28 protein-coding genes are annotated in these 25475 nt (G+C 64.9%); 7 read left to right on the forward strand and 21 right to left on the reverse strand.

Annotation, left to right across the window (positions count from 1 at the left end):
• Positions 1 to 236: 236 nt before the first annotated feature.
• The 5 genes from AC0MRV_RS08700 to AC0MRV_RS08720 all read right to left on the reverse strand — a co-directional run bounded on the left by AC0MRV_RS08700 (position 237) and on the right by AC0MRV_RS08720 (position 4745).
• Positions 237 to 731 carry a DsrE/DsrF/DrsH-like family protein gene (locus AC0MRV_RS08700; protein ID WP_472764069.1) on the reverse strand — a complete coding sequence of 165 codons (495 nt, stop codon included), beginning with the start codon at positions 729 to 731 and terminating at the stop codon, positions 237 to 239.
• A gap of 122 nt (positions 732 to 853) precedes the next feature.
• Positions 854 to 1171 carry a TusE/DsrC/DsvC family sulfur relay protein gene (locus AC0MRV_RS08705; protein WP_472764070.1) on the reverse strand — a complete coding sequence of 106 codons (318 nt, stop codon included), beginning with the start codon at positions 1169 to 1171 and terminating at the stop codon, positions 854 to 856.
• A 20-nt stretch (positions 1172 to 1191) separates the two neighbouring features.
• A complete protein-coding gene (locus AC0MRV_RS08710; protein WP_472764071.1) occupies positions 1192 to 1896 on the reverse strand; it encodes a helical membrane plugin domain-containing protein in 705 nt (234 codons plus the stop codon).
• Between the two features lie 31 nt (positions 1897 to 1927).
• A complete protein-coding gene (gene sqr / locus AC0MRV_RS08715; protein WP_472764072.1) occupies positions 1928 to 3157 on the reverse strand; it encodes a type III sulfide quinone reductase, selenoprotein subtype in 1230 nt (409 codons plus the stop codon).
• Between the two features lie 181 nt (positions 3158 to 3338).
• Positions 3339 to 4745: an OmpP1/FadL family transporter gene (locus tag AC0MRV_RS08720; RefSeq protein WP_472764073.1), complete on the reverse strand. Its 1407-nt coding sequence runs from the start codon at positions 4743 to 4745 to the stop codon at positions 3339 to 3341.
• A 569-nt stretch (positions 4746 to 5314) separates the two neighbouring features.
• On the opposite strand from AC0MRV_RS08720, the gene AC0MRV_RS08725 reads away from it, so the two are divergent.
• Positions 5315 to 5998 (forward strand): DUF3667 domain-containing protein, encoded by a 684-nt coding sequence (locus tag AC0MRV_RS08725; RefSeq protein WP_472764074.1) that lies wholly within the window; start codon positions 5315 to 5317, stop codon positions 5996 to 5998.
• A gap of 28 nt (positions 5999 to 6026) precedes the next feature.
• On the opposite strand, the gene AC0MRV_RS08730 is transcribed toward AC0MRV_RS08725, so the two are convergent.
• Positions 6027 to 6950, reverse strand: a complete 924-nt coding sequence (locus tag AC0MRV_RS08730) for a sugar phosphate isomerase/epimerase family protein (protein WP_472764075.1) — start codon at positions 6948 to 6950, stop codon at positions 6027 to 6029.
• Between the two features lie 99 nt (positions 6951 to 7049).
• On the opposite strand from AC0MRV_RS08730, the gene AC0MRV_RS08735 reads away from it, so the two are divergent.
• The 5 genes from AC0MRV_RS08735 (at position 7050) to AC0MRV_RS08755 (ending at position 11011) form a co-directional block, all read left to right on the forward strand.
• Positions 7050 to 8291 (forward strand): hypothetical protein, encoded by a 1242-nt coding sequence (locus AC0MRV_RS08735; protein ID WP_472764076.1) that lies wholly within the window; start codon positions 7050 to 7052, stop codon positions 8289 to 8291.
• Between the two features lie 166 nt (positions 8292 to 8457).
• Positions 8458 to 9090, forward strand: coding sequence for an OmpW/AlkL family protein (locus AC0MRV_RS08740; protein ID WP_472764077.1), 633 nt, complete (start codon positions 8458 to 8460; stop codon positions 9088 to 9090).
• 214 nt (positions 9091 to 9304) lie between these two features.
• Complete coding sequence (locus AC0MRV_RS08745) at positions 9305 to 9739, forward strand: hypothetical protein (protein ID WP_472764078.1); 435 nt, start codon at positions 9305 to 9307, stop codon at positions 9737 to 9739.
• A gap of 67 nt (positions 9740 to 9806) precedes the next feature.
• Complete coding sequence (locus AC0MRV_RS08750) at positions 9807 to 10220, forward strand: DUF302 domain-containing protein (protein ID WP_472764079.1); 414 nt, start codon at positions 9807 to 9809, stop codon at positions 10218 to 10220.
• A 44-nt stretch (positions 10221 to 10264) separates the two neighbouring features.
• Positions 10265 to 11011: a metallophosphoesterase family protein gene (locus AC0MRV_RS08755; protein WP_472764080.1), complete on the forward strand. Its 747-nt coding sequence runs from the start codon at positions 10265 to 10267 to the stop codon at positions 11009 to 11011.
• Here AC0MRV_RS08755 and AC0MRV_RS08760 read toward each other — a convergent pair.
• The 14 genes from AC0MRV_RS08760 to AC0MRV_RS08825 form a co-directional block, all read right to left on the reverse strand.
• Positions 11004 to 11477, reverse strand: a complete 474-nt coding sequence (locus AC0MRV_RS08760; RefSeq protein ID WP_472764081.1) for an arsenate-mycothiol transferase ArsC — start codon at positions 11475 to 11477, stop codon at positions 11004 to 11006. The two genes, AC0MRV_RS08755 and AC0MRV_RS08760, sit on opposite strands and share 8 nt — an antisense overlap.
• A gap of 179 nt (positions 11478 to 11656) precedes the next feature.
• Entirely contained in the window at positions 11657 to 12613 is a 957-nt protein-coding gene (locus AC0MRV_RS08765) for a permease (protein ID WP_472764082.1), read from the reverse strand.
• A 51-nt stretch (positions 12614 to 12664) separates the two neighbouring features.
• Entirely contained in the window at positions 12665 to 13609 is a 945-nt protein-coding gene (locus tag AC0MRV_RS08770; RefSeq protein ID WP_472764083.1) for a PqiB family protein, read from the reverse strand.
• A gap of 21 nt (positions 13610 to 13630) precedes the next feature.
• Positions 13631 to 14227, reverse strand: coding sequence for a paraquat-inducible protein A (locus AC0MRV_RS08775; protein WP_472764084.1), 597 nt, complete (start codon positions 14225 to 14227; stop codon positions 13631 to 13633).
• Entirely contained in the window at positions 14224 to 14868 is a 645-nt protein-coding gene (locus AC0MRV_RS08780) for a paraquat-inducible protein A (RefSeq protein ID WP_472764085.1), read from the reverse strand. Before AC0MRV_RS08780 ends, AC0MRV_RS08775 begins: the two co-directional genes overlap by 4 nt.
• A 114-nt stretch (positions 14869 to 14982) precedes the next feature.
• On the reverse strand, positions 14983 to 15783 hold the full coding sequence (locus AC0MRV_RS08785) for a PhnD/SsuA/transferrin family substrate-binding protein (protein WP_472764086.1): 801 nt from the start codon (positions 15781 to 15783) through the stop codon (positions 14983 to 14985).
• Positions 15784 to 16164: 381 nt separating this feature from the next.
• Positions 16165 to 16788, reverse strand: a complete 624-nt coding sequence (locus AC0MRV_RS08790; protein ID WP_472764087.1) for a Tll0287-like domain-containing protein — start codon at positions 16786 to 16788, stop codon at positions 16165 to 16167.
• 42 nt (positions 16789 to 16830) lie between these two features.
• Entirely contained in the window at positions 16831 to 17160 is a 330-nt protein-coding gene (locus tag AC0MRV_RS08795) for a high-potential iron-sulfur protein (RefSeq protein WP_472764088.1), read from the reverse strand.
• Between the two features lie 148 nt (positions 17161 to 17308).
• The gene (locus AC0MRV_RS08800) at positions 17309 to 18028 is read right to left on the reverse strand and encodes a DUF2202 domain-containing protein (RefSeq protein WP_472764089.1); all 720 of its coding nucleotides are present in this window, start codon (positions 18026 to 18028) and stop codon (positions 17309 to 17311) included.
• A gap of 15 nt (positions 18029 to 18043) precedes the next feature.
• Positions 18044 to 18454, reverse strand: a complete 411-nt coding sequence (locus AC0MRV_RS08805) for a rhodanese-like domain-containing protein (RefSeq protein WP_472764090.1) — start codon at positions 18452 to 18454, stop codon at positions 18044 to 18046.
• Positions 18455 to 18558: 104 nt separating this feature from the next.
• Complete coding sequence (locus tag AC0MRV_RS08810) at positions 18559 to 21816, reverse strand: efflux RND transporter permease subunit (protein ID WP_472764091.1); 3258 nt, start codon at positions 21814 to 21816, stop codon at positions 18559 to 18561.
• A gap of 2 nt (positions 21817 to 21818) precedes the next feature.
• Positions 21819 to 22850 (reverse strand): efflux RND transporter periplasmic adaptor subunit, encoded by a 1032-nt coding sequence (locus AC0MRV_RS08815; protein WP_472764092.1) that lies wholly within the window; start codon positions 22848 to 22850, stop codon positions 21819 to 21821.
• A gap of 44 nt (positions 22851 to 22894) precedes the next feature.
• The gene (locus tag AC0MRV_RS08820; protein ID WP_472764093.1) at positions 22895 to 24211 is read right to left on the reverse strand and encodes a TolC family protein; all 1317 of its coding nucleotides are present in this window, start codon (positions 24209 to 24211) and stop codon (positions 22895 to 22897) included.
• 29 nt (positions 24212 to 24240) lie between these two features.
• On the reverse strand, positions 24241 to 24459 hold the full coding sequence (locus tag AC0MRV_RS08825) for a YgaP family membrane protein (RefSeq protein ID WP_472764094.1): 219 nt from the start codon (positions 24457 to 24459) through the stop codon (positions 24241 to 24243).
• 77 nt (positions 24460 to 24536) lie between these two features.
• Here AC0MRV_RS08825 and AC0MRV_RS08830 point away from each other — a divergent pair, with 77 nt between their 5' ends.
• Positions 24537 to 24872: an ArsR/SmtB family transcription factor gene (locus tag AC0MRV_RS08830; RefSeq protein ID WP_472764095.1), complete on the forward strand. Its 336-nt coding sequence runs from the start codon at positions 24537 to 24539 to the stop codon at positions 24870 to 24872.
• 100 nt (positions 24873 to 24972) lie between these two features.
• Here the strand turns inward: AC0MRV_RS08830 and AC0MRV_RS08835 are convergent, their stop codons facing one another.
• The gene (locus AC0MRV_RS08835) at positions 24973 to 25446 is read right to left on the reverse strand and encodes an MOSC domain-containing protein (RefSeq protein WP_472764096.1); all 474 of its coding nucleotides are present in this window, start codon (positions 25444 to 25446) and stop codon (positions 24973 to 24975) included.
• Between the last annotated feature and the right edge of the window lie 29 nt (positions 25447 to 25475).

A 25475-nucleotide genomic window follows, 5' to 3' on the forward strand; every position in this document is an offset into this window, starting at 1 on the left:
CGGTGCCAACTAACCGTGATCGCGGGCGGGGTCCAAGCGTTAAACGCGCGGAAACGTCGGTCATTCGGCTTGAAATTTCATCGAACGTAGTGGTAAAACAACTACAGAGGAAGTGCGGTCGGGCCGTTGGCCTGAGCGGAAAAACAACGACCCCACCGGGCGAGCCCAGCGGGGTCGTGCCTCACGGGAGCGTGGCGGCGGGCAGCCTTGCCGAACCGACCCTTCCCGTCACCGGCTCAGGTGAAGATGATTTGGCCGCCGGCGGCCAGTTCGTAGAAGTCGCCCACGGTGAGGACCTTTTCCATCTGCGGGACGAAGTCGTCCTCGCTAAGGTGGAACATGTCGACGGTGGCCTTGCAGGCGTAGAGGTGTCCGCCGGCGTCGGAGATCATCTCGATGAATTCGCTGACGGGCGGGATATCGAGTTTCTCCATTTCCTTCTTCATCATGTTGGTGGCGAAGGCGGACATGCCGGGGATGAGACCGAGGACGGTGGGCAAGGGAAATCCCTTCGCGTCGGGCACGCGCATGGCGGCGTTGCCGACGGTGGATATCTTGATGTTGTCCTGGTAACCTTTCATCACGCCGTAGAGGCCGAAGAAGGTGAAGAAGAGGTTGGCTTCGATGCCTTCCATGCGGGCGCCGTTGGCCATGATGAGGCCGGGATAAATGCCGTCGAGGGAGCCCTTGGAGACGACGATCGAAACCTTTTTGATGGGTTCGGGATTCATGACGGAAGGGATGTTGAATGTGAGCGGTGTGAGGTCGGATGGAGGATGTTTTCGAGGATGGCCGATGTAGGTGGTTTACTGATACATTCGACCTCGGCCATCTTGCATCCTACCTGATTTCATCAGATGCAGCCGTGGGGCTTTTTGATGCCGGCGATGCGGGCGGCCTTTTTGGCGGGGCCGCCGGGGAAGAGGGCGTAGAGCTCCTTGGTGGGCACGCCGCTTTCCTTGGTGAGGCGGCGCATGGAGGGGCCGTCGCCCTTTTCGATGAACTCCTTGCGCATGAAATCGATGACGACGAAGTGGCGGTCGGTGAGTTCGGCGATGCCGTCCTTGACGGCGAGTTCGCGGGCGATGTCGGGCGTCCAGGCGGTGTGGTCGGTCATGAAGCCTTCGGCATCAAGTTCGACGGTGGTGTTGGCGATGGTTTCAGTGGGCATGGCTGTGGGGGGTTGAGGATTTACGAATCGGTGGAAGCTGAGGCGGGCGCCGCCGCCTGGTGGGCGCTGAGGTTGCGCAGGAAGACGATGAGGAAGCCGAGACCGCGGCGCATCTCGGGCTTGTTGACCTCGCGGAAGGCCTTCCAGAAGGAGTATTCCTCGACGGTGTTGAAATCGATCTTGCGGTAGATCTCGGTCGCGTTGTCGACCGCCTCCAGCATCTCGGGCTGGGTGAGGTTCTTGATGGTGTGGAGGATGGTGGTGGCGTTGTTGGCCAGCAGGCGGACGTCCTCGACCGAGAACTCGGCGACGATGTTGTCGAAGGCCCGGAGGAGCTCGCGGCCTTTTTCGAAGTAGCCCTTGTGTTCGAGGTCATCGAGTTGGCTGAGCGTGTCGCTCATGAGGGCCTTGCCGAGCGGGGCGGCGTCGGCGAGGAAGGCGCGCGCGCTCTCCAACTGCACGAGCATGTCGTTGAGCGCGTTGGTGGAGCGGAGGAGGCGTTTGCCGAGGTCGGTGAAGTCGCCGGTCTGGACGAAGGGGGCGACGTCTTCGAGTTCGTGGACGGTGGTGGCGAAGAGGTCCTTGGCCACACGGGAGAGGTCTTCTTTGAGTTCCTCGACCTCGCGACGCAGGCGGCGCACCTCGTCGACCTCGGTGAGCACCAAGTCGAGCTTGGTGTCGAGGGCCTCGAGGCGGGCTTCGAGGGTGGGGGCTGCGGTGGTCATGGCGGCAGGGCTTTGAAGGGTGGAAGCGTGCTCAGCGGTGTTTGCCGGCCATGGTCATCTCGGCCTCGATCGGGAGCTCGGCGCCGCGCAGCAGGAGGTTCCAGTAGACCCAGCGGAACATCATCTTGCCGTAGTGGTTGGTGCGGGTCTCCTCGAGGAGGGAGAAGGGGCCGATGCCGGGCAGGGGGAACTTTCCGGGCAGAGGCTCGGTGTCGTAGTTGAAATCGATGAGCAGCCCCTTGTTGAAGCCGGATTCGATGAAGCAGTTGGCGTGGCCGTCGAAGTGGCCGCGGAGCGGTTGTTCGTCGATGGCCGCGAGGATGTTCTCGTAGAGGATGTCGGCCTGGAAGTGGGCCACGGAGCCGGCCTTGGAGGACGGCAGGTCGGTGGCGTCGCCAAGCACGAAGATGTTGTCGGCCACCCGGGAACGCAGGGTGTGTTTGTCGGTGGGGATGAAGTTCAACTCGTCGCCGAAACCGGAGCGGGCGATGGATTCGTCGCCCATGTTGACCGGCACGCTGACGAGCAGGTCGTAGGGCACCTCGCGCTCGTCCCAGGAGACGATCTTGTTGGCCTCGGCGTCGACGGAGCCGATGGAGAAATCGGCGGTGAGGTGGATGTTCTTGCGATCGAGGAAGTCGCCGAGGAGTTCGGCGGCCTTGGGTTTGGTGAAGGCGCCGGGCAGCGGCGTCACGTAGTCGATCTCGACCTTGTCGCGGATGCCGCGCTCGGTGAACCACCAGTCGGCGAGGAAGGCGAACTCCAGCGGGGCGACCGGGCACTTGATGGGCATCTCGGCGATGTTGATGACGAGGCGGCCGCCCTCCCAGTGCTTGAGGTGGCGAGCGAGCGCGGTGGCGCCCTCGAGGGTGTAGAAATCGAAGATGTTGCGGCGCCAGCCTTCGCCCTCGAGGCCTTCGGTTTCCGAGGGCACGGGGCGTGCGCCGGTCGCGATGATGAGGTAGTCGTAGCCGAGCACGCGGCCGTCGAGCAGGCGGACCTGGTTCTTCTCGGGATCGATGACGTCGATGCCGGCGTAGACGACGTCGATGCCGCGCGGCAGGTAGTCGCGGCGGGGTTTCACGATGTCGCGCGGCTGATAGATGCCGAAGGGAACGAAGAGGTAACCGGGCTGGTAGTGATGCTCGCCGTCGCGATCGACCACCGTGATCTGCCACGAGTCACGGTCGAGGGCGCCGGCCAACTTGTTGGCCATTATGGTGCCGGCGGTGCCGGCTCCGAGGATCAGCAGTTTTTTCATGGCAAGGCAGGAGTTAAGGGCGGTGGTTTACTATATGCTTATATGATCATAAAAACTCGAAAGCGGAAGCCGCAAACCTGTGCGTATCTTGGCAAAACATGAGCGGAGTCGCGGTGCAGGGATCGGTTGGCGGCGGCCGCACCGGGGCGAGGTGGTGGTCTCGCTTCCGGTGAGTCAGGTCCTAGAAGCGGTAGCCATACATGACCTGCAAATTGAGTTGGCTGTGGCTGACGGTGACACCGTAGCCGCTGGTCAGCTTCTTTTCCGGTGCCCAGGCAATGGATACATCCAGACTGTTGCGATCGTCGAAGGCGTAGCCAAAGCCGCCGGTGAAGTGGCTTTCGATGATCGCGGGGAAGAGGCAGTTGAGGTAGCGGTTGGGCACGGGGTTGGAGCCGTAGTTGTAGCCACCGCGGAGCGTGAGCTGCGGGGTCACGCGGTAGGCGGCGCCGAGTTGAATGATCGTCTGGTCATCCCAGTCCTGGTAGAGCACGGCGTCCATGACCGCGCCGGCGAAGCCGCCGTTGACGGCGGGGTTGTTGTCGGCGGTGAAGCTCATGGCGAACTGCTGCATGACGTCGGCCCAAAAGACGTGGCGCAGGTCGGCGACGAAGAGCCAATCGCTGTTCGGCCGGTAGGCGAAACCCGCGCCGAGCATGGCGGGCCATTCGAAATCGTCGACCTTGATGGTCCCCTGCAACGCCTGCGGCATGGCGCCCATGCCGGGAATGTTGAGCTGGAAGGCGAGGCTGTTGCCCGGGGCATCGAGGTCGCCGAGGTCGGTCTGGCTGTGGTAGGTGAGGCCGAAAGTGAGTTCGTCGTTCACCAGGTAGGTGAGACCGATTTTGCCGGCCACGCCGTAGCCCTGCGCCTCGCCGGTGAAGTCGGACGAGTTGCTGAAGTTGAAGTAGGCGTAGTCGACGTTGGTGCCGGCCGGCAGGGTCATCATCATCTGCGAGAAGCCCTGCACGAGCGAGCCGGAGGCGCGGCCGAAGTTCTGCTGGGTGGGGTTGACCAGGTCAAAGAACTGAGCGCCGCTCATCGCCATTTGCAGGTCCATGCCGGCCCAGATGAAATCGGCGGTGGCGCCGAGGTGGAGTCGATCGTTGACCCGGTAGGCGAGGGGCAGGATGGCGCGACCGACGGAGACCTCGGTGCGGTTGACGAGGTTGAAGCCGAGTCCGCGCCAGGAGTCGGGTTCGTATTCGCAGCCCATGCCACCCTGGCCAAACACGGCCAGGCCGTAAACCAGTTCGCCGGAGCGGCGGGTGTAGCCGAACGCGGGCATGAGAAAGGAGGTGGCGGTGGAATCGGCGGCGACACCGTTCGGGCTGGTGGCGGTGATGTCGGGCCCCAGAATGCCAAAGGCGAGATCGAGGCGGGCGGCCTCTTCCATGAGGGAGAGCGTGGCGGGGTTGTTGATGACGCCAGCCGTGCCATTGTCGTAGGCGAAGGAGGCGCCGCCCATGCCGGTGGCGACCGGCCCGTAGCCCTCCATGTTCATGCCGTTGGTGGCGAATACGGCGGGTGAAAACACAAGTGCGACCAACGTCGCGAGGGCGAACGAACGGTGAAACGGGGATTTCATGGCAAGGCAGCGCGCGGGGCGCATTGAGGGTTTTGGTTGAACGGTTGGTTCTCCTCTTAGCTTCGGCGCAATTAGCCAAACTTACCCTGCGTCTATTGCCGTATAAGCATCACATATTGCGCATATGCGCAGAAACCGATGTAAATGCCGCGATCGGGCCGACGCTTGCCGCGGGATTGTGCGGACCGGGCGCATGAACCGCGGTGCACGCTATGCAACCGGTCGACCTACCTAAATTTGTGTAAAATAGGCGTTCGAGTTCTGGTTTTAGTTAACCGATTCCTTCTGCAGCGGGACGACCCCGTCTTACCATCCAGTTCCAATTTTCGGTGAAGTTGAGTCGACTTCATCGGGAGCCCGGGGCCGTCAGCGTGAAGGCCAGTGCGCTGGCGGCCCAAACTTTTTCAAGGCCCGGAGCCGTCGCGGCGGGCGATCGGGCTCGCCCCCGGCCGGAATTTCGCATGCTGGGGAGCGTGAGCACCGCACCTGACCCGGGCGCCCCGCCGCCGCCATCGCCGTCTTCGGTCGTCCGTTCTGACCTTCCGGTTGCGCCACCCGCCGAAGTTGAAGTGACTGAAACCCGCACGTTGCGGCGTCTCGGCTGGGGGTTGGTGGGCGATGCCTTCCTGAGTTTCATCGCGGCGGAGAAGGGGTTTCTCTTCACGATGCGCGCCTTCCTGCGGGAGCCGCGCGTGGCGTTTGAGGATTACCTCGGGGCCGGGCGTTTGCGCTACAGCAACCCGATCAAGCTGGTGATCTTTCTGGCGGCAATCGCGACCTTCCTGAACTACCAGTTCGGCACCTTTGTGGATATCTCGGAGGGTTTCGCAAACCAGGCCGCGGAGGCGGGCGAAGAAGCGGCGCGCACCGCGGAGAAGCTGGCGGCGATGGATCAGTTTTTCCGCCAGAACTACAACCTGATGCTGCTGGCCTCGCTGCCGGTTCTGGCGCTGGTGAGTCGCCTGTTGTATTGGAAAAGGGCCTACAACTGGATGGAGCACCTTGCGCTCAACAGCTTCATCTTCGCGGTCTACACCGTGGCTTATCTGCTCATTCTGGGCCCGATGGCGTTGTTTCCGCCGATCGGCCTGCTCTACGTGGTGGTGTCGGTCGCCTACCAAACGTGGGCCTATCGGCGGACCCTCGGCCCCGGATGGATTAGAGCGTTTCTCGCCACCACGCTGAGTTATGTGGCTTATCTGGTGGTGTTCATGTTGACGGTCTCCGCCTGGATGCTGATGCGGGTGAGTTGAGCCTGGCAGTCGCCAACCGGAGCACGTCTCAGAGCCGACCACCGAGGCGCACCAAGAGATCCCGGGTGAGGCGGATGCCGGTGTCGGCGTCGATCTCGTCGCCCTCGTATTCGATGTCGATCGTGCCGGAGAAACCGCTGTCCTTCACGATCTGCATGAGGCGGCGGAAATCCATGGTGTTCTCTTCACCATCACTGCCGAAATGGAAGGTCTTGCCGCTCACGCCCTTGGCGTAGGGCACCGACTGGGCGGTGCCGAGGTAGGGGTCATAGGCCCAGCCTTGGCGGCGATCGCCGTAGTTGCCGAAGTCCGGCAGGGTGCCGACGCGCGGGTGGCCGACGAGATCCATGAGGGCGGCGAGCCAGGCGCCGTTGGAGGAAAGGCCGCCGTGGGGTTCGACGATCACGTTGAGCCCGTAGGTTTCGCCGCGTCGGCAAAGGCGGCGCAGTCCATCGGCGGTGCGATCCAGTTGCGTGCCATAGCTCTCGCTCGCTTCGGAAAAGGCGTTCACCCGGATCGCGTGGCAACCGAGGGTGCGGGCGGCCTCGAGCCAGGGTTCGTGGGCGTCGATGGAAGCCTGTTGTTTGGTGGGGTCGGGGTCGCCGAGGCGGCCGCAGCGGTCGCACATGATGAGCACATTGCGCACGCCCTCGCCATCGGAGACGCGTTTCAGTTCGGCGGTCACGGTTTGGGTGAACCCTTCGAGGTAGAACTGGTTGACGTATTCGACCGCGTTAACGCCGAAGTCCTGTTTCGCGATCTGGGCGAAACGCAGCTTGTCGCGGGCGCCGCTCCAGAAGTCCTTGTTGAGCGACCACTGGGCGAGGGAGATGTCGAACCAGGTTGCGTCGTCCGCGGGTGAAGACGTCGTGGCGGCCGGCAGGCGGGAAGCGGTGATGGAGGCGGCGGCGAGTCCGAGCGCGGACTTCACAAAGGTGCGGCGGGAGGACATGGGGCGGGGTGTTTTTGAGGTTGGCCCGAGGGCGGACGGAGGCAGGCTGGGTGGTGACTGGCCGTCCTGCGAGTTTGTTTACCCCCATCTCTTTTGATCGTGATGAAAAACGTTGTGCTGTCAGTTGTGTTGGTGATGAGCGTGGCCGCTCACGCGGCCCTGTGGTGGAGTCGCCCGACGGCTCCGGAAACCGATCAAATCGCACCGGCGGCCGTGGCCGCTGCGGCGGCGGTCGAAAAGTCGGCCACAGCCGATGATCAAGCGGCAGCGGAGCTTCCAGTTGAGGCCGCCGGTCCGGCTTGGCCAAGGCTGGCGACCTTGGAGCTCGATCAATGGGTCCCCCGTCTGCGCGAGGCGGGTTTCCCGCCGCACCTGGTGCGCGCGCTGGTGGCGGCCGAGGTGCGCGAATCCCATCGCGCAGAATTGGAGGAGTTGGCGGCGCAGGTGACGGACTTCCGGTATTGGGATCACGCGGACATTCAGTATCTGCCGAAACTGGCCCGGGCCTCCGCGCGTCTGCACGATGCGATCAATGCCGAGGTGGACGGGCTGCTTGGCCAGCCCGCTCCGGCGGATCCGTTTCGCGAGGCGATCGACCGGCGGCGTTACGGCCCGTTGCCCAGCGACGTGCTCACGCGCCTCAAAGCGATCGAGAGCGATTACCAGGACATCAGCGCCGAAATCTACCAAAGCAATGGCAGCGTCATGACGCCCGAGGACATGAAACAGCTCCGCTACCTGGAGGAGGAAAAGGCCCGCGATTTTGCTGAGCTCCTCACGCCGGAGCAGTTGCTCGAATACAAACTGCGCGCGGATCAAGACGCGAACATGCTGCGCAATCGCCTCGGCATCATGCACGTGACCGAGGAGGAGTTCCGCCTCATCTACGAGGCCAATGCCGCGTTGTTGGAGCAGGGCGGGGGTCTCCAGTTCGGGGTGTGGGATCCGGAACGGCAGCAGGCTCAAAGTCAGGCGCTGCGGGAGGCGGTGGCGGCGCAGCTCCCACCCGAGCGGATGGCGTTGCTGGAGCAGGCGCTGGATCCGCAGATGTCGATGATCAACAACATCGCCGCGCGCTTTGACCTGTCCGCGCAGGTGGCGCGCGACGCGCGAGACGTGCAAAGCAGCACCATCCAGGAGGTGCTCAAACTGCGCAACGACCGGGCCCTGTCCGAGGCGGAGAAGCAGCTCAAACTGGACGTGATGCGGGACGAGACGGTCCGCAAACTGCAAGGCATGTTGGGCCCCGACGCCTATGCCGCTTACGAGGGCATGAACGGGCACTGGCTCAAGTCATTCTTCGCGCCGGCCCCGCGGCCTACCCCGCCGGGAGGCGGTTGAGCGGTTGGTCGGATTAGGATTCATTTTGCGGGATTGCGCTGCGCATGAGGACAACTCATGCGCGAGTTCGGCCAAAGCGTGACGAGTCGGCCAGGCGGGCTTTGCGCTAGGGTGCGGTCCGTCGCCCATCCCAAGACCGTGGCGGCGGACCCAACACCTTGTAACTATGAACAAATCCCGCTTCGCTTTGCTGGGAGCCTTGGCCCTCGGCATCGCTTCCGCTTCCTCTCTCTTTGCCGCCGGCCCATGGTCGGTGCGCCTGCGCGCCACGTATTTGGAAACCGTGGACAAATCTGCGGCCTTCTCGGCCTTGGGCATCAACTTTGCCGCCGACTCTGTGGTCGTGACCGACAAGTTCATTCCGGAGATCGACATCGACTACGCGATCAACGACGTGCTCAGCGCGGAGCTCGTGCTCACGATCCCGCAGAAGCACGGCGTCGACCTCACCGGCGCCGGTCACCTCGGTTCGTTCAAGCACCTGCCGCCAACGCTGCTGCTGCAGTATCACCCCAACACCGGCAGCGCCTTTGAGCCCTACCTTGGCGTGGGCGTGAACTTCACTCTCATCTTTGACGACAACCTTTCGGTCGCCGGCGTGCCGCTGAAGCTCGAAAACTACAGTCTGGGCCTCGCGGCACAGGCGGGCTTCGACTACCGCATCGATGAGCAATGGTCCTTCAACGTCGACGTGAAGCGCGCCGCGATTCGCTCCGACGTGCTGGCTGGTGGCGCCAAGCTCACCACCGCCAAGCTCGACCCTTGGCTCTGGGCCGTGGGTCTCAAATACGACTTCTGAGACGCGGGTAACGTCTCAGCGCGGACGCAGTTGTGTCCGTTGGTCCGGCGCCGGGTTGATGGAACCCGGCGCCTTTTCGTATCTGGCTGCCAACGCGTTGTTTGCCTTCTGTCTAGTGTGAATACACTAGGGAAATTTCCGAAAAGGATGCCGAGACCCGACGCCCGTTGACAGGACCCGCCTGGGCCGAAAGCTCCCGCGCTTTCGTCCGCGCATGATTTCCTTCTGCCAACTGCCTGAGCATCGCCTCAGCATTGTGAAACTCCAAGGCCGGGTGGAGTTTGCGGAAGTCCTGCGCTACCTCCACCTCCGCTTGGCCGACACCACCCGACCGCCACCGGGTGGCATGGACAGCTTGATTGATCTGCGCGAACTGGAAAACACCCACACCTACGACGAGGTGTCACAGCTCAGCGATTTGCTGCGGCAGGCAGTTAAGAGTTGGGGGGACAAACGGGTGGCGATGCTCGTGCACCGCGATGCGCACTACGGCGTAAGCCGTATGTTCGGGATGGTGATGACCGCGCGCACCGAAGTGAACATCAGCATCTTTCGTTCGATCGAGGATGCCTCCGAGTGGTTGAACCACCCGCTGGCGACGCTCATGGCCGAGACCCCGCCCGATCAGTGGCAGACGCCCCTGGCCTAGTGATCGATGGGTGCGGGAAACTGCACGACGCTCCTGACAGCGCGGTGGGGCCGGTTTAACTTGGGGTATGACAACCCACGTTTCCGAATCCCGCGATCGTTTGCTCAAAAAAACCACCAACCGGCCCTTTGCCGAGGTGTGTGACGCCGTCGCCGCCGCCTGCCAGGCCCACCAGTTTGGCGTCATCGGCACCGTCGATCTCAAAGCCAAGATGAACGCCAAGGGCGTGGACTTCGATGCGCCCTGCACGGTCTTTGAAATCTGCAATCCGCATAAAGCCCAGGGCGTGCTCACGGCCAACATGGACATTGCCAGCGCCTTGCCGTGTCGCCTGGCGATCTATGAACAGGCCGGCCGCACGGTGCTCTCGACGATGAAGCCGACCCTTCTGCTCGAGCTCTATGACGCCCCCGGCATCGAAGCCGAAGCGCAGGAAGTTGAGCAAACCATGGCCGCCATCATTGACGAGCTCTGCGGCTGAACCCGGCTTGCGGCACCCCGCCGCTCGATCTTAGTCTGCTCCGCATGCGAGCCGCCATTCTTGCCGACATCCACGGCAACGCGCCCGCCCTCGAGGCGGTGCTGGAAGACCTGCAACGCTACGACGTCGACCACCTTTATCATCTGGGTGACGCGTTCAACGGGCCCATCGACCCGGCCGGCGTCGCGCGCCTGTTGCGTGCCCTGCCCATGGCGCATGTGCGCGGGAACGGTGAGCGCATGATTCTCGCCTCCGATCCGGCGGCGCGCAGCGGCAGTGCGCAGTTTGCCCGCGAGAGGCTGCACGACGACGACCTCGAGTGGATTGAGACCTGGCCCGGCGTGCACCGCGAGAGCCGGGTGCTGGCCTGCCACGGTTCGCCACGCAGCGATGAGGAGTATCTGTTGGAACACCTCGGCCCCGACGGCGGCGTGACCCTGCGCGCGCCGAGCACGGTGGCCGACATCCTCGGCTCCGACCGCGCGCCGCTGGTCCTGTGCGGTCACACCCACCTGCCTCACATCGTGCGGGTGGATGCGACCTGCACAGTGCTCAATCCCGGCAGCGTCGGCCTGCCGGCCTACGACGACACCCGGCCGGTGCCCCACCGCATGGAAGCCGGCACGCCGCACGCGCGCTACGCTATCGTCGAGCTGTTGCCGCACGGATTCGAGATCACCCTGCGCGCCATCCCCTACGACGTCGAACGGGCCGCGCACCTCGCCGAGCAGTTCGGTTTCGATGCCTGGGCCAAGACCCTGCGCACCGGGTTTGCCGCTCCCGTCAGGTGACGAGGCCCGCGGCGGGGTCGCCCTTGTGCACGGTGTGGAAAAAGTCGGTCACGTGCTGCTCGAGGTTGGGCAACATTTCCTCGGCGGTGGAGACGTCGAGATCGTGAAAGTGCCAGTAGGTGATGCGGTCGACCCAGTCGGGAAAATCTCGGCGCAAGAAGGCGCGATGTTCGGTTTCCTTTAAGGCGACGCTGATGCGGGCGTAGGCCAGGTCGGCGGTCGTGAGGCGGTTGCGGTCGGGCGTGGTGTGGCTTCGGTCGATGCCGTGTTGATCCAACCATGCGGCGGTGAAGGGCGAGAGACCGGGCGGCGCCAGGTCGATATCCACGCCCCGCGAAAAGGCGCGCCAAGGTGAGTCGTGCTGGGCGGCGAGATGGTTGAAGAGCGCTTCGGAAAAGCGGCTGCGGTAGTAGTTGCCGGTGCAGATGAAGAGCACGTGCGGCGCGGCGGACGGATTTGGATCCATGCCGAAGACTAGGAGGTGGTCGAAGTCGGGTGGCAACCCGCCCTAGCTCGACTTTGTTAGATGGAGCAAGGGTGCCACGGATCGCACGGATACCCACGGTTTTGTGCTGCTGGAACCGGCCTTCTTATCCGTGTGAATCCGTGAAACCCCGGGCTGGAGAACCAATCAGCTATGTGGGCCTAACCGAGTGCGTTGAACAACCAACCGATGAGCGTGGTGCCAACGAGCACGACGCCGGCAAAGACCGAGAGTAGTTTCACCGACATCACGCTGCGCAGCAGCACCAGCTCGGGAAAGGAAACACCGACCGCTGACAGCAGAAATGCCAGCGCGGTGCCGAGTGGGACCCCTTTCGTCACGAACGCATCGAGCAGCGGCACCGTGGCGTTGGCGCTCACGTAGAGTGGCAAGCCGCCGAGCGAAGCCAGGGGCACCGTCCACGCGCCCGTGCCGGCGAACAGGCTCTCGAAAAATCCGCCCGGCACGAAGCCATGCATGGCCGCGCCGAGACCGAGCGAGACCAGCAACCACGGCGCGATCTTGCGTAGAATGAACAGGCTGGTTTCGGCGGCGTCACGCAGGCGCGGACCGATGCCATGCGGCGGGGGTTCATCGTCTTCCTCGGGCGCGCGCATCGCGTCTTCCGTCAACCAGCGGTCGGCGCGCACGACCGTGAGCACGAGCCCGCCGGTGATGCCCAGCGCAATGCCGGCCAGCGCGTAGGTGAGCGCGAACTTCCAGCCAAAGGTCGCGCCGAGCAAAGCCACCGCAATCTCGTTGACCAGCGGCGAGGTGATGAGAAAGGCGAACGCGACGCCGATGGGGAAGCGCGCCTGCACGAAGCCCAAAAACACCGGCACCGAAGAGCAGGAGCAAAATGGCGTGAGCGCGCCGAAAGCCGCCGCGGCCGGATAACCCAGGGTGCGCCCACCTGGTCGATCGAGTGCAACGCGGATGCGATCCAGCGGCAACGCGCCGCGCACCAGGGCCATGATGAACGCGACCACCGCGACCAGCACCACGATCTTGAGCAGGTCGTAGATGAAGAAGTGCAGGGCCGCGCCCGCACCTTGCGCGGCATCCCAGCCTGTCAGCAAGACAGCCTGATCAGCGATCCATTCGGCCCAGGTCCACATGCGGCTACCTTAACAGTCTGTCGCCCAATGGCTACGCACGACGTGGCGGAGTTATCCGCCGTTTTCCGATTCGTCCGTTTGCTCTGCCCCGTCGCTGGCGGACGGCTCCGCCGGCCCGGTCAGTTGGTCGAGAAACGGAATGCTCGGCGCCCATTTGAGCCAACTTTTCTCCTCCTCCTCCTGCAGTTGAAATACCGTGCCGGCCTCGGCGAGGGGGGCGTCCGCGGCGTCGTCCGGCGTAGCGAAGGCGATGCCGCCGGCCACGAGCGACTCGAGCGAGTTGCTATGCAGCTGTGCCCCGAGCAGGCCGACCTTCATATCGAGTCCGCCGGCGTTCCAGAACTTTGTCTGCGGTCGCACGAGTCGGTAGTAAGGTTCGAAGACATTGACCTCGACCATGACCTCGGTCGCGTCGTCGTTGAGTTTGGCGGTGGCGACGGCGCCGACCTTGATGCCGCGGAAATACACCGGCGTGCCCGGGTTGAGGCTGCCGAGGTGATCGGTGGTGAGCCAAAAGCGCCGACCTTCCGCTTCACCGGCCGCCGGCGGCGCCTTGGCCAGGGCCTCAAAACGATCCTGTGGCGCGCCGGTTCCCGCGCGGACTCCGAGGTGCGTGCCGCGCACGAGGGTTTCGAGGCCGCGCACCCCGCCGAATCCGATCTCCGGTTGCACCAGCCAAAACTCGGACCCGGCAACCGCCAGCGGGCGGGCATGGTCGGCCAGCTCCACCTGCACATCGACGCCGTCCAGGTCGGGCGTGAGCGCGACGGATTTCACGTGACCGACCTCCACGCCCTTGTGCATGAGCGGGGTTTTGCCGGCCTCGATGCCGGCGCCGTCGGCGAAGTGAATCGTGATGAGCATGCCCTCCTGCCGGAACTCACGGTGAATGAGCCAGGCGGCGACGATCACGGCGATGACGGGCACGATCCAGACGAGCGGAAGGTTGCGAGGGGAGCGCGGGGCGGAGTCCGGTGTGGGCGGGGATGAGCTCATGGCGGTGTTAGGGTAAAAGGATTACGCGCGCCTTCGCCACAGCAGGCGGCGATCATAGGCGCTGGTGGCGAGCAGGGTGAGGATGACCACGCTGGCAAAGGCGAGCGCGCCCGGCCGGGCCTCGACACTGGCGAGGCCGTCGAAGCGCACGATGCCGCAGAGGAAGGCGACGAGGAAGATGTCGAGCATCGACCAGCGGCCGATGCTGTGGAGCACATGGTGCAGCCGACCGAGCGCGCGGGCCGAACCGAGGCGCGGCCAGCGCGCCGCGGCGATGAGCAGGCCGAGGCCGCCGAGTTTGAGCAGCGGCACGAGCAGGCTCGCGGTGAACACGATGATGGCCAGGCCCCACATGCCGCCCCGCCACAGTTTGGCCACGCCGGAGAAAATGGTGTCGGCATGCGGATGGCCGATTTGGTCGAGGCTCATCACCGGCAACCAGTAGGCCGGCACCAGCATGACGGTGGCGGCGAGCCCCAAGGCGGCGGCGGTGCGCACATCCTGCGGCGGACGCTGGGATCGCGTGTGACCACAGTGCGGGCAATCCGCTGCGTGCGTGGCCGGCGTGGTGACCAAACGGCAGACCGGGCAGGCTTCGAGTTCGGACGGATTCATCATTCGTCGTTGAGCAGCGGGGAACTCGTGCGGGCAACTGCGGCTGGGTCGAAGCGGCGCCATGCCAGCAGCGCAAGGAAGGAGGCGGCGCCATAGCACCAAAGTCCGGGGCCGGGCGAGGTGTCGACGAGAGAGGAGAGTTTGGTGAACGCCACCAGCACGCCGAGCAATTGCACCTCGGGCATTGACCAGCGTTCACACCAGGCGGCAAGTCGCAGCAGCCGGCGGCGAGTGGGTTGCCGCGGCCGGGACGCGCCGGGTATCAATAAGACGGTGAGCAGACCCGTGAGGCCCAGTGGGGCCGCGATGCCGCAAAGGGCGACCAACAACGCCAGCGGAACCTGACCCTGTCTCCATAAACTGGTGACACCCGAACTCACGTAGCCGGCGTGCGCTTCGCCGAATTTGGCGGCCACGGCCACGGGCAGCAACAGCGCGGCGATCAGCATCACCGTCGCAGCGACGGCCAGCGCCAAGGCGGCCGAGTGGCGGGAGGCTACCCGGTGCGGCAATTCCACTTCACACCGCACACAAGTCAGTCGGCCTTGGGGTGGTGCGTTCGCCAGGTCGTGCACTTGACCGCAGTGCTCGCAGGCCTGCCAGTGCGCGGCGGCTCGGCGCAGAATCGAAGCGGTGTCGCTCATGGTTGGTGGCGCAGCATGGTGGTGCCGGCCGGAAGATCAATCAGCCGGCGCGTATAAACACGTTGAACCGGGGCTGACCAGGTTCGGTTCCCGCTACCTCTGCGGACGGAGTGGTCAGGGCGACGGAGTCGAGGACAGCAGCTCCAAGGAAGGCGCCAGATCTTCGAGAGTGATTTCGACCACTTTTTCGGTTTGGAAGATGAGCAAGATCTGTTGACCGGCCGGCGAGTCTTGGAGTTCGGTCAGGGCTTCCACCAGCTTCGGCAGTTGCGGTGAGCGATATTCCATCCGGGTGGCGACCAGGCGGGGGATCACTTCCGGAGAAATGGCGATGGGATGAAGTTGGCGCCCGATCTGGGGGTTGAGTTCCCGCATGGTATCAAACCCGTGTTTGGGCACCAGGCAGGCGGCGCGCTGACCGAAAAAAACCGGCAGCACGGCCTTCGAAAGTTTTTCGGTGTGCGTGATCTTGCTGAAGTGGGTGGTCGCCGCGGGCAGGCCTCGTTGGCGGAGGACCTGGTCCAACCAGGGCAAGGCGAGGCTCGATTGAGCGTTGTCGAGCAGCAGCAGTTCCTCACCAGCCAGGCTTGCGAGTTGTTCGCCTGGATCGCCGGCTGCGCTGGCCAACAACACATACTGGCTGGAGTCGCCGCCGACCGGGAGCAGTTTGAAGAGATGGGAGCACTCGATGTGCTCGATCAAGTGGGCGAGCTCCGGAAGGGTGAGCACGATGGCATCGGCGTCACCGGCGGTGAGCGATTGCACGATCTTTTCGGTCGAGTTGTAGAGCAGAATATTTGGGTCGGCGGCCAGATCGCGTTCGTTGATGACGGCCTCAGCCCAAACCCGCACCGCCGCGCGGGCGTCATTTTCGTTCAGCCCTGCGAACATCGAGGAAGAAAAGGCGATGCGCATCGGAGCGACGGAGGTGTTCGCCGGGACCGATTCGGTGCTAGGATCGGGCCGGGCGATGGTCGCTGCCACACCGCAAACGAGCAGGCACCAGCAGCGTCGCCAGCTCGTGCTCAACCTTCCGCATCGAGGTTCAGTCACAACGGGGCGTGCCGAGTTGGGGCCCTGCCGTTTGGGTGGATACGAACAGGCATACGCAAAGTCCAAGATGCGAACACCTTGCTACACTCCTCGATGGTATGCGAGGGTGCTGCCTGGGGAATTATTACTTAGGCGGAATAAAGGCAAACCGCGTCAGAACAGCGTCACATCGATCCGCACGATGCCGCCGCATGCCCGCACTCGTTTGGTCATGGGAACAAGCGCGTAGGTTCGCGTTGCTGCCTACGGTGTGAGCGAGACCCTGATGAGGCCGCGCCAGTCGCCGACGGCGTAGCCGATGGCGGCGTCGGCGGGATAGCGCTCCGCCAGGGTGTGGCGCAGGCGCGGACTAAAGCCGGCCGGGTCGCCGTGGCAGGCGACGCATTGGGGACCGATGCTCAGGGGTTTGTAGATGCGGACCTCCGCGTCGTGTTCGGCGGTCGCGGGGAGTTCCTGCACGAGAAGGCGGGGCACGTCCTCGCCGTCGGCGAGGAGACGGGCGACGCGGGCGAGTGCGGCTTGCTCAAAGACGTCGGGGGCGTTGGCCGGATTGCGCACCTGCAGGCTGGTGCGTTTGAGCGCGGTGACGCGGGGCGCCGTTTTTTGCGCGGTTTCGCTGGTGAGCGGGAGGGCGCGGATTTGGCAGACGACGACGGCCTGGTGGGGGCCGCCGTCCTGCACCGCCTCGGCGACCGAGGCGGACAAGGTGGAGACGAGGAGCTGCAGGGAGGCCTGGGCTTCCTCGAGGTGGGACGCGAGGGCGGGATCGCTGGGATCCCGCCAAGTTGCGGATGCCGATTGCGCCGTCGCTGAACCGAGCGGCCAGACCACCGCCGCGAGGAGCAGGAGAGGTCGGCTGAGTTTCATGGTGAACGACGGAACGTCGGCAGAAGGTTCAGCAAGCGGGAATCAGGCCGGCTTCTTCACGAAGGCCATGCACCAACCGTCGGCCGTGACGAGCTTGTTGCCAAACGCGGTGCAGGGACCCTCGGTGGAACCCGGTTTGCCGGTGTAGAGTGCGCAGCCGACGCACTTCTGGTCGGGCTTGTGCTGGGGATACTTCTTTCCGTCCACCTTGGTGGTGTCCTTCTTGTAGCCGAGAGCGACGGCGGTCGGCTCGGTCTCCTCGACGTGGGCAGGAGCGGGCTGCGCGTGCATCGCGAGCGGCGCGAGGGCCACGGCTCCGGCGGAGGCGGCGAGTTGTTTGAGGAAGCTACGGCGTTGGTTGGTCGTGTTCATGGTCGTTCTGACGTTCTTGGTGGGAGAAAAATTCTAAAATGGCGGAAATGCCGGCCAGCCGGCTCGGCATTCCTTGTTCAAATCGGCTCAGGTTTGCCGGCAGATGACAATATTTGCGCGGGAAAGATTTCTCGTAAAGCAATCCGGTTCAGTTCGCCCCGGGGACGATGGCGGCGAAGGCCTCGGCGCTGAGAAGCTGAGGTTCGTAGCTGATGCCGTGGCGACGGAGGTTGCGCACGAAGGCGTTGAGGTGGTGGTGCGAACCCTGTTCGAGCTGGGCGACGATCGCCTTGGCGCCGGCGTGATCGAGGCGGACGGCGAGGGCGCGCAGATCGAGGATGTCCTTTTCCTCAATGTAGGCGCCGACGCGCAGGGCTTCCACCTCGCCGGCGGAGCCGCGCGCGATGAGTTCGTCACCAAGGGTTGAATACGACGAGTCTGAGATCATGGCGGAAAGGGAGAAGTTGGGGTCGGCGCTGGCCAGGAGGGTCGTGACGGAACCGGCATGGCGGTCCTCGGCGAGGGGAATGCGTTGGAAAGGGGGCACCCGCGGGTAGCGTTCGCTGAGGGTGCGGTAGACCCGCGCGGCCATGCGTTCCTCGGCGACCTGATCGCGGAGCAAGGCGATGGTTTCCGCGTCGAACTGCGGCCGGGTTTCGTCGGTGAGGGCTGCGGTCAAACCGCAGGGCCCGGCCGTGCCGCAGGCGCTTGATGGGGCAGCGCAACCTGGGCCGCCACCGCCACCCGCGCAGCAGCCGGGGCCGGTCGCGGCGCAGGCGCCGCCGCGGTTTTTATTGGTCGCGGCTTGGAGGAGCGGCAGGCCGATGAGCAGGGCGATCAGGACGGTGTGACGGGGCGTGGGTTTCATGGCGGGAAGATCAGGTCAGGACTGGAGTTCTTTGGCGGAGGGTTGACGGGTGGGCAGACCGGAGCGGGCCCAGCGACCGAAGCCGCCCAGATTCTTGGCGGTGTGACCTTCGGACATGAGCTGGCGGGCGGCGGTGCCGGAGCGCATGCCGCTGGCGCAGTAGAGCAGGAAGGTCTTGCCCTGGTGCTGCTCAAGCGCGGGCCCCCATTGCTGGCGGGGTCCGCGCAGGTCGGAGAGCGACAGCAGCAGCGCGGGTTTGGCGACGCCGCCGGCCCATTCAGCGGGTTCGCGCACGTCGACGAGCACGGCCTCACCGCTCTCGACGAGGCGGGCGGCCTCGTCCGGTTTCATGGCGTTCAGGTTGCCGAGCAGCCGAAAGGCAACGAACACGAAGACAACAACGATGGTGATGGTGACGGGATCCATGGGATGGAGGCGGCCGGAGAGGCAGGTTTTTTTTAACCACGGATGGACATGGATAGCTTCGGCTACCGCCTACGCACCGAGTCGTCCGGGTTGGAATTTAGGGCTTAGGATTTCTTCTCTTGGTTTGCCATGAAGTAGAGGACGGGGACGGCCATGCGGGAGATGGCGAGAGAGGCGATTTCGCCGAACATCAGGCTGATGGCGAGACCCTGGAAGATGGGATCGGCGAGGATGACACTCGCGCCGACCACGACGGCGAGGGCGGTGAGCAACATTGGGCGGAAGCGCACGGCGCCGGCCTCGACGACGGCGTTGCGCAGGCTCAGGCCTTCGCTGCGGCGCAGTTCGATGAAGTCGACGAGGATGATGGAATTGCGCACCACGATGCCGGCGCCGGCCATGAAACCGATCATCGAGGTGGCGGTGAAGAAGGCGCCCATCAGCCAGTGCGCGGGCAGGATGCCGATGAGCGAAAACGGGATCGCGGCCATCACCACCAACGGGGTCACGTAACTGCGGAACCAGCCGACCATGAGCATGGCGATGAGGATGAGCACGGCGGCGAAGGCGATGCCCAGGTCGCGAAACACCTCGAGGGTGATGTGCCACTCGCCGTCCCATTTTAGAGCGGGCTCGGTGTCGTCGGCCGGCAGGTTGAGGTGGTAAATGTCGAGCGTCTCGTCCGTCGCGCCGTAGTCGCGCGCGTCGAGGTCGAGCAACTGCATGTGCAGGTCGAACAGCGCGTAGGCCGGACTCTCCACCGCGCCGGCGACGTCGGCGGTGACGTAGGTGACCGCCTTCAGGTTTTTGCGGTAGAGACTGCGTTCGCGGGTGCCGTGCTCGATGCGCACCAACTCGGAGAGCGGCACGAGCGGGGCGGTCGGGTCGAGGTCGGAGCGAACCTGCAAGGCGAGTATTTCGCGTGAGGTGGTGCGGGCCCCGGCGGGCAACTCGAGCGTGATGGACACGTCCTCGCGCTCGTGGGGCTGGTGCAGCAGGTCGATCTCGTGACCCTGAGCAGCGAGGGCGAGGGTGCGTGAAATGGTGGCGGTGGAGATGCCGTGCAGCGCGGCCTTCTCCTTGTCGACGACGTAGGTGACCTTGGGTTGGGGGGCTTCGACATACCAGTCGAGGTCCACGATGCCCTTGGTGTGGGCCATGATGTCCTTCACCTTGGTCGCGAGGGCGAGGCGTCGCTCATCGGAGGGGCCGTAGATCTCGGCCACGATGCTCTGCAACACGGGCGGGCCGGGCGGCACTTCGGCGACCGCGACGGCGGCGCCGTGTTTTTGGGCGATGGCGGCGACATCGGGGCGAATGCGCTTGGCGATGTCATGGCTTTGGTCGGCGCGTTCACCCTTGCCGACGAGGTTGACCTGAATGTCGGCGACGTTGGGCCCGCGGCGCATGAAGTAGTGGCGCACGAGTCCATTAAAATTAAAGGGTGAAGCGGTGCCGCTGTAGATCTGGTAGTCGCGCACCTCGGGGTGAAGCGCAATGGCCGCGGCCATCTCCTGCGCGATGGCGGTGGTCTGTTCGAGGGTGGTGCCTTCCGGCGTGTTGATGACGACTTGGAACTCCGACTTGTTGTCGAACGGCAGCATCTTGATCTTCACCGCGCCGAAGAGCACAAGCGCGGCGGAGCCGGCGAGCAAGGCGACGATGGTGATGAGAAAGGCCCAGCGCCACCACGCGTAGTCGAGCAGCGGATCCATCACCTTGTGGTAGAGGCGCGTCGACCAATCGTGGGCGGCTTCGCTGCCGTGATTTTCGAGTTGGGATGCTGAATTTTCGCCCTTGGATTTTACGTGGCGCTTGAGGACGCGCAGGGCAGCCCAGGGGGTGATGGTGAAGGCAATCACCAGCGAGAAGAGCATGGCGGCGGTCGAGCCGATCGGAATGGGACGCATGTAAGGTCCCATCAATCCGCCGACGAAGGCCATCGGCAGGATGGCGGCGATGACGGCCCAGGTGGCGAGCACGGTGGGGTTGCCGACCTCGTCAACCGCTTCGAGCGCCACCTGCGTGAGGGACTTCTGGCGGGCGCCGGGCAGGCGCACATGGCGCACGATGTTCTCGACGACCACGATGGCGTCATCGACCAGGATACCGATCGAGAAGATCAGCGCGAACAGCGTGATACGGTTGAGCGTGTATCCATAAAGGTAGAACACGAGCAGGGTGAGCGCGAGGGTCGAGGGGATGGCGAGCAGCACCACCAAAGACTCGCGCCAGCCGAGGAAGAAAAGGATGAGAACGGCAACGCCGAAGACGGCGATGCCCATGTGCAACAGGAGCTCGTTGCTCTTTTCGGCGGCGGTGTGGCCGTAGTCGCGGGTGACGGTGAGTTCGACATCGGCCGGCAGGAGGGTGCCGCGCAGGGTGTCGACCTTGGCCATGATCTGGTTGACCACATCGATGGCATTCGCGCCGGGCCGCTTCGCGACCGAGAGCGTGACGGCGGCCTCGAGATCGTGGCCGGGCGCGCCGTGCAGCACGTAGTTGACGGGCTCCTCGGCGGAGTCGCTGATGGTCGCGACGTCGCGCAGGTAGATGGGACGGTTCCGCCAGGCGCCGACCACCACGTTGCCGACGTCGGTCGCGTCGCGCAGGAAGGCGCCGGTCTCGAGCAAGAGCTCGGTGTTGGCAAAGGGACGGGAACCGGCCTGGGCGGCGCGGTTGGCGGATTGCACCGCCAGGCTGACGATGTCGGTGGTGAGTCCGCGGGCGGCGAGGGCGGCGGGATCGAGGGCCACGCGGACGGCGCGGCGCACGCCACCGATGAGGGTGGTCTCGGCGACTTGGTCGACGGACTTCACCGCCTCATCGAGCTGCGCGCCGAGGCGGCGCAGGGTGAGGTGATCGTGGGTTTGGGAATGGAGCGTGAGCGCGAGGATCGGAACGTCGTCGATCGTGCGCGGTTTGATGAGGGGCTGGCTGACGCCGGGCGGGATGAGGTCGTAGTTGGCCTGAAGTTTCTGGTTGAGGCGGATGAGCGCGGCCTCGATGTCGGTGCCGACCTTGAAGCGCACGATGATCATGGCGCCGCCGGGCTCCGAGGTGGAGTAGAGGTATTCGACGTCGGGGATTTCCCAAAGGAGCTTTTCCACAGGGCGGGTGACGCGGTTCTCGACTTCGGTCGGGGTGGCGCCGGGCATGCCGACGAGCACGTCGATCATGGGGACCTTGATCTGCGGCTCCTCTTCGCGCGGCAGTTGGAGCACGGCGAAGATGCCGAGGAGAATCGAAGCGATGACTGCGATGGGCGTGAGCTTTGAATCGATGAACATCGCGGCCAGGCGGCCGGTCATGCCGAACCGAGGCGGCGGCGGAGACGAAGGGGTGACGGGCGCGTCGCTCATGGTCAGCGGGCGGCGTTAAGGGTGAGCGGCTGGCCGTCGCGGAGGATCGCGGGCGGGGCGGTCACGATGGTTTCGCCGGGATTGAGGCCGGAAAGAATGACCGTCTCGCCGTCCTGGATGTGACCGATTTTGACGAGGCGCAGCGAGGCATGGCCGTCGGTGACGACGAAGACGCGCTGCATCTGGCCGAAGGCGGAGACGGCGCTGGAGGGCACGCGCAGGACGGAGGCCGGGTCGTCGGGCCAGCGCACGCGCACGAACTGACCGGCGGCGGCGGGGGCTCCAGCGGGCAAGGCGAGGCGCACGAGCCGACTGCGGGTCACCGGATCGGCGGCAGGCGAGGCCTCGGTCACGAGGCCGTTCACTTTGGTGGTATCGGAGAGTTCAATACCAACGGTGTCCCCGAGGTTCGCGCTGGCGAGGGACTCGGGCACGGCCACCTGGACCTCAAGGTGCGGGCCTTCGAGGGTGAAGAGCGGAGCGCCGGGGGAGGCGAGGTCGCCGGTCTCGAGGTGGCGGGCGGTGACGCTACCGTCGAAAGGCGCGGTGACCCGGGTGGTGGCGAGTTGGGCGCTGGCGGCCTCGAGTTGGGCGGCGGCGATGCGGCGCTGGTCATCGAGGTTGCGCACGGTCTCGGCGGTGGAGGCGCCGCGTTCGAGCAGGGCGGCCTCGCGCTGGTGGTTGCGGGTGGCGAGGTCGAGGGCGGCGCGAGCTTGGGCGACGGCGGCGTCGAGCTCGTCGGCGGAGATGCGCACGAGGACGTCCCCAGCGGCGACGGATTGGCCGACGGTGGGCGCAGCGGTCACGGTCCCCATCGCTTTGGCGGCGACGGTGGCGCGCTCGGTGGCCTGCACGGTGCCGGGCAGGTGGCGGATCTGAGCCACGGAGGAAGTCGTGACGGTCGTGGTGGTGACGGCGACGGCGGGCAGATTGGCCGCGGCGTGCGGGGCGGTGTTGCCGTGGTCGCGACTGCATGCCGTGAACGCTGCGGTTGCGGTGACAACGAGGAGGAAGGTGAAGGGCGGGCGGGTCATCGGTCGGCAGGGAGAAAGGGAAAGATAAAGAGGAGAAAAAAAGGTTACGGGAGGATCGGGAGACCGGCGGCGTGGCGGACCTTGGCAGCGGCGATGCGCTCGGCGGCCGTGGCGACGGCGCGGCGGACGCGGGCGGAGGTGAGGCGGGTTTCGGCGCCGATGAGTTCAGTCGAGAGGAGCGAGCCGGCTTCGAAACGGTCGCGCGAAATCCGGGCGGCTTCCTCGGCCTGTGCGACGAGGGTGGCGGTGACGGCGAGTTGCTCGACGGCGTAGTCGTGGGCGAGGCGGGCTTGTTCGAGTTCCAGTTGGAGACTGAGTTCGAGTTGGTGTTGGGCGGCCTCGGTTTCGGTGAGGGTGGCGCGGGCTTCGCGGATCTTTCCGGTCGTGGCCTGGCCGTCGAAGATGGTCCACTCGGCCTGCAGGCCGGCCATCCAGGAGTCGCCGTCGCCATTGAGGCGCCAGCCCCGGTCGACTTGGTAGGAGGCAAAGGCGTTGACGGTCGGGCGGCGGGCGCCGTTGGCGGCGTTGACTGAGGCGGCGGCGGCGTCGCGGCGAGCGGCGAGGGCGTGGAGTTCGGGGCGTTGGTCGATGCTGGTGGCGGCGGGCACGCTTAGATCGACGAGACTCGCATCGTGGTCCGCGAGGGCGACCGGCTCCCCAACCACGGGGGCGCGACCGAGCAGGTAGAGAAACTGGCGATCGGCGAGGGTGGCTTGCTGGCGGGCGGCGAGGTGTTGCTCGCGGGTTTGGGCGAGTTGAACCTCGAGGTTGAGCAGTTCACTTTTGAGGAGTTGGCCGGCTTCGAACCGCAGGCGGGCGAGACGCAGGTTCTCCTCGGTGGTGGTGATGGCGGCGTCGAGGGCGGCGATCGCCTCACGGGCTTGGCGAATGTTGAAGTAGGCGGTGGTGACGGCGGCGTCGAGGCGGGTGAAGGTCGCGGCGCGATCGTGTTCGGTCGCGGCGACGCCGGAGCGGGCGGCGGCTTGGTGAGCGGAGGTGCGGCCACCGGAGTAGAGGTTGTAGGCGACGGTGCCGGTGAGGTTGAGGTTGTCGACCTGACCAGGGGCGTTGAAGTCAATCGTCGGGCTGAAGGCGCCTTGGTTGAGGATGGCGCCGAAGGCCATCATGGGGTTGTTCGTCTGCGTGTAACCGGCCGACAGTTTGAGCTGGGGCAGGCTGGCGGCCTGGGTCTGGTCAACCAAGGCTTGGGCGCGGTCGAGACGAGCGGCGGCGATGGCGGCCTCGGGACTGTGCGCGCGGGCCTCGGCGAGCGCGGCACGCAGGGTCCAGGGCGCATTCTTTTGGGCGAGGGCGGAGAGACTCGCGACGAGCGCGAGGGTGGCGGTGGCAAGGCGACGCATGGCAAGGGCGGGTCGGGTGGGGCGGCGGTTTATCGTCCGCCCCAGGCGATGGTGCCATCGGCACGCACCCAGCCGAGCTTCTCCAAAATGAGCGTCGGCGGGCAGAAACCGGTGAAGGCGGATTGGATCAGGTTAAGCCCGATGAAGCCGGTGAACAACAGCCACCACGGGCTGACGAAGTGGGTAAGAGCCACGCTGATCAGGATCATCAGGCCGGCGAGGATGCGGATAAAAGAGTCGGTTTTCATGGTTGACGCAAAAGTAACTACATGCGCATATACGTATATAGTTGCCAGCCATGTCAAGCATTTGCTCAATCATCGTTATGGGAAAAAAGCCGCGTAAACTCACGGAGGACGCCCTCGATCAAATCGCTCGACGCTTCTCGGCCTTGTCGGAGCCGATGCGCTTGCGCCTGATACACGCGCTGTTCGACGGTGAGAAGTCGGTGAACACCCTAGTGGAGTTGAGCGGCGGCACCCAGGCCAACGTTTCCCGTCATCTTCAGCACCTGGCCAACGCCGGGGTGCTCAATCGCCGCAAAGAAGGCCTGCAGGTCTTCTATTCGATCGGCGATCCGTCGATTTTTGAGCTGTGCGAGCTGGTGTGCGGCAGCTTGGAAAAGCAGCACGCGACGCGTGCGGCCGCCTTCGGCGCCTAGGTCGGACCGGTTGACGGCTGGCTGGTGGGGCCGCACTGCGCGTGCGGCCGCAGCGGACAGGTAAACGGGACGACGGGGCAACTCGACGCGAGGTCGAGCTCTACCGGGCAGCGAGGACGGCGGACTTGGCCAAAGTGCCGCTACTAAGGATCTTCGCGCGGAGCCCGCCCCGGCCTTGGAGGAAGGCTTCGGTGCCGGGGGCGAAAACGCGATCCATCCAGTAGCAAGGCGTGCATTCGACGGTGCCGAGGAAGCGCACGCCCTGCACCTCAAACTCTTGTCCGATGAGGGTGTTGAGGTCGACGCCTTCCGTAATGAGGTTGCGGCGCAAGACAGCGGGGGCGCAATCGAAGACCCCGAGTTCCCGTTGCAGCTCGGCAAAGACCTCACTGGCGAAGAAGGTGACCTGACCCTTGTAGTCGGTCTTGAAGTCGAAGAAACGATCGCCGGTGAGCCCGCTGCCGGCCACGCATTCCACGGTGTCCACTTCAACCGTTGGGTGGGCGCCGGCGGGTTTGCCGTGATGGCCGAAAAAATTGTGACCAGGGGAGATGTAGAGGTGCAGCAGGTTCACGCTGCCGAGACTGTGACAGCCGCGGCCGG

It is taken from the genome of Actomonas spartinae (assembly GCF_051209155.1).
Classification (GTDB): Bacteria; Verrucomicrobiota; Verrucomicrobiia; order Opitutales; family Opitutaceae; genus Actomonas.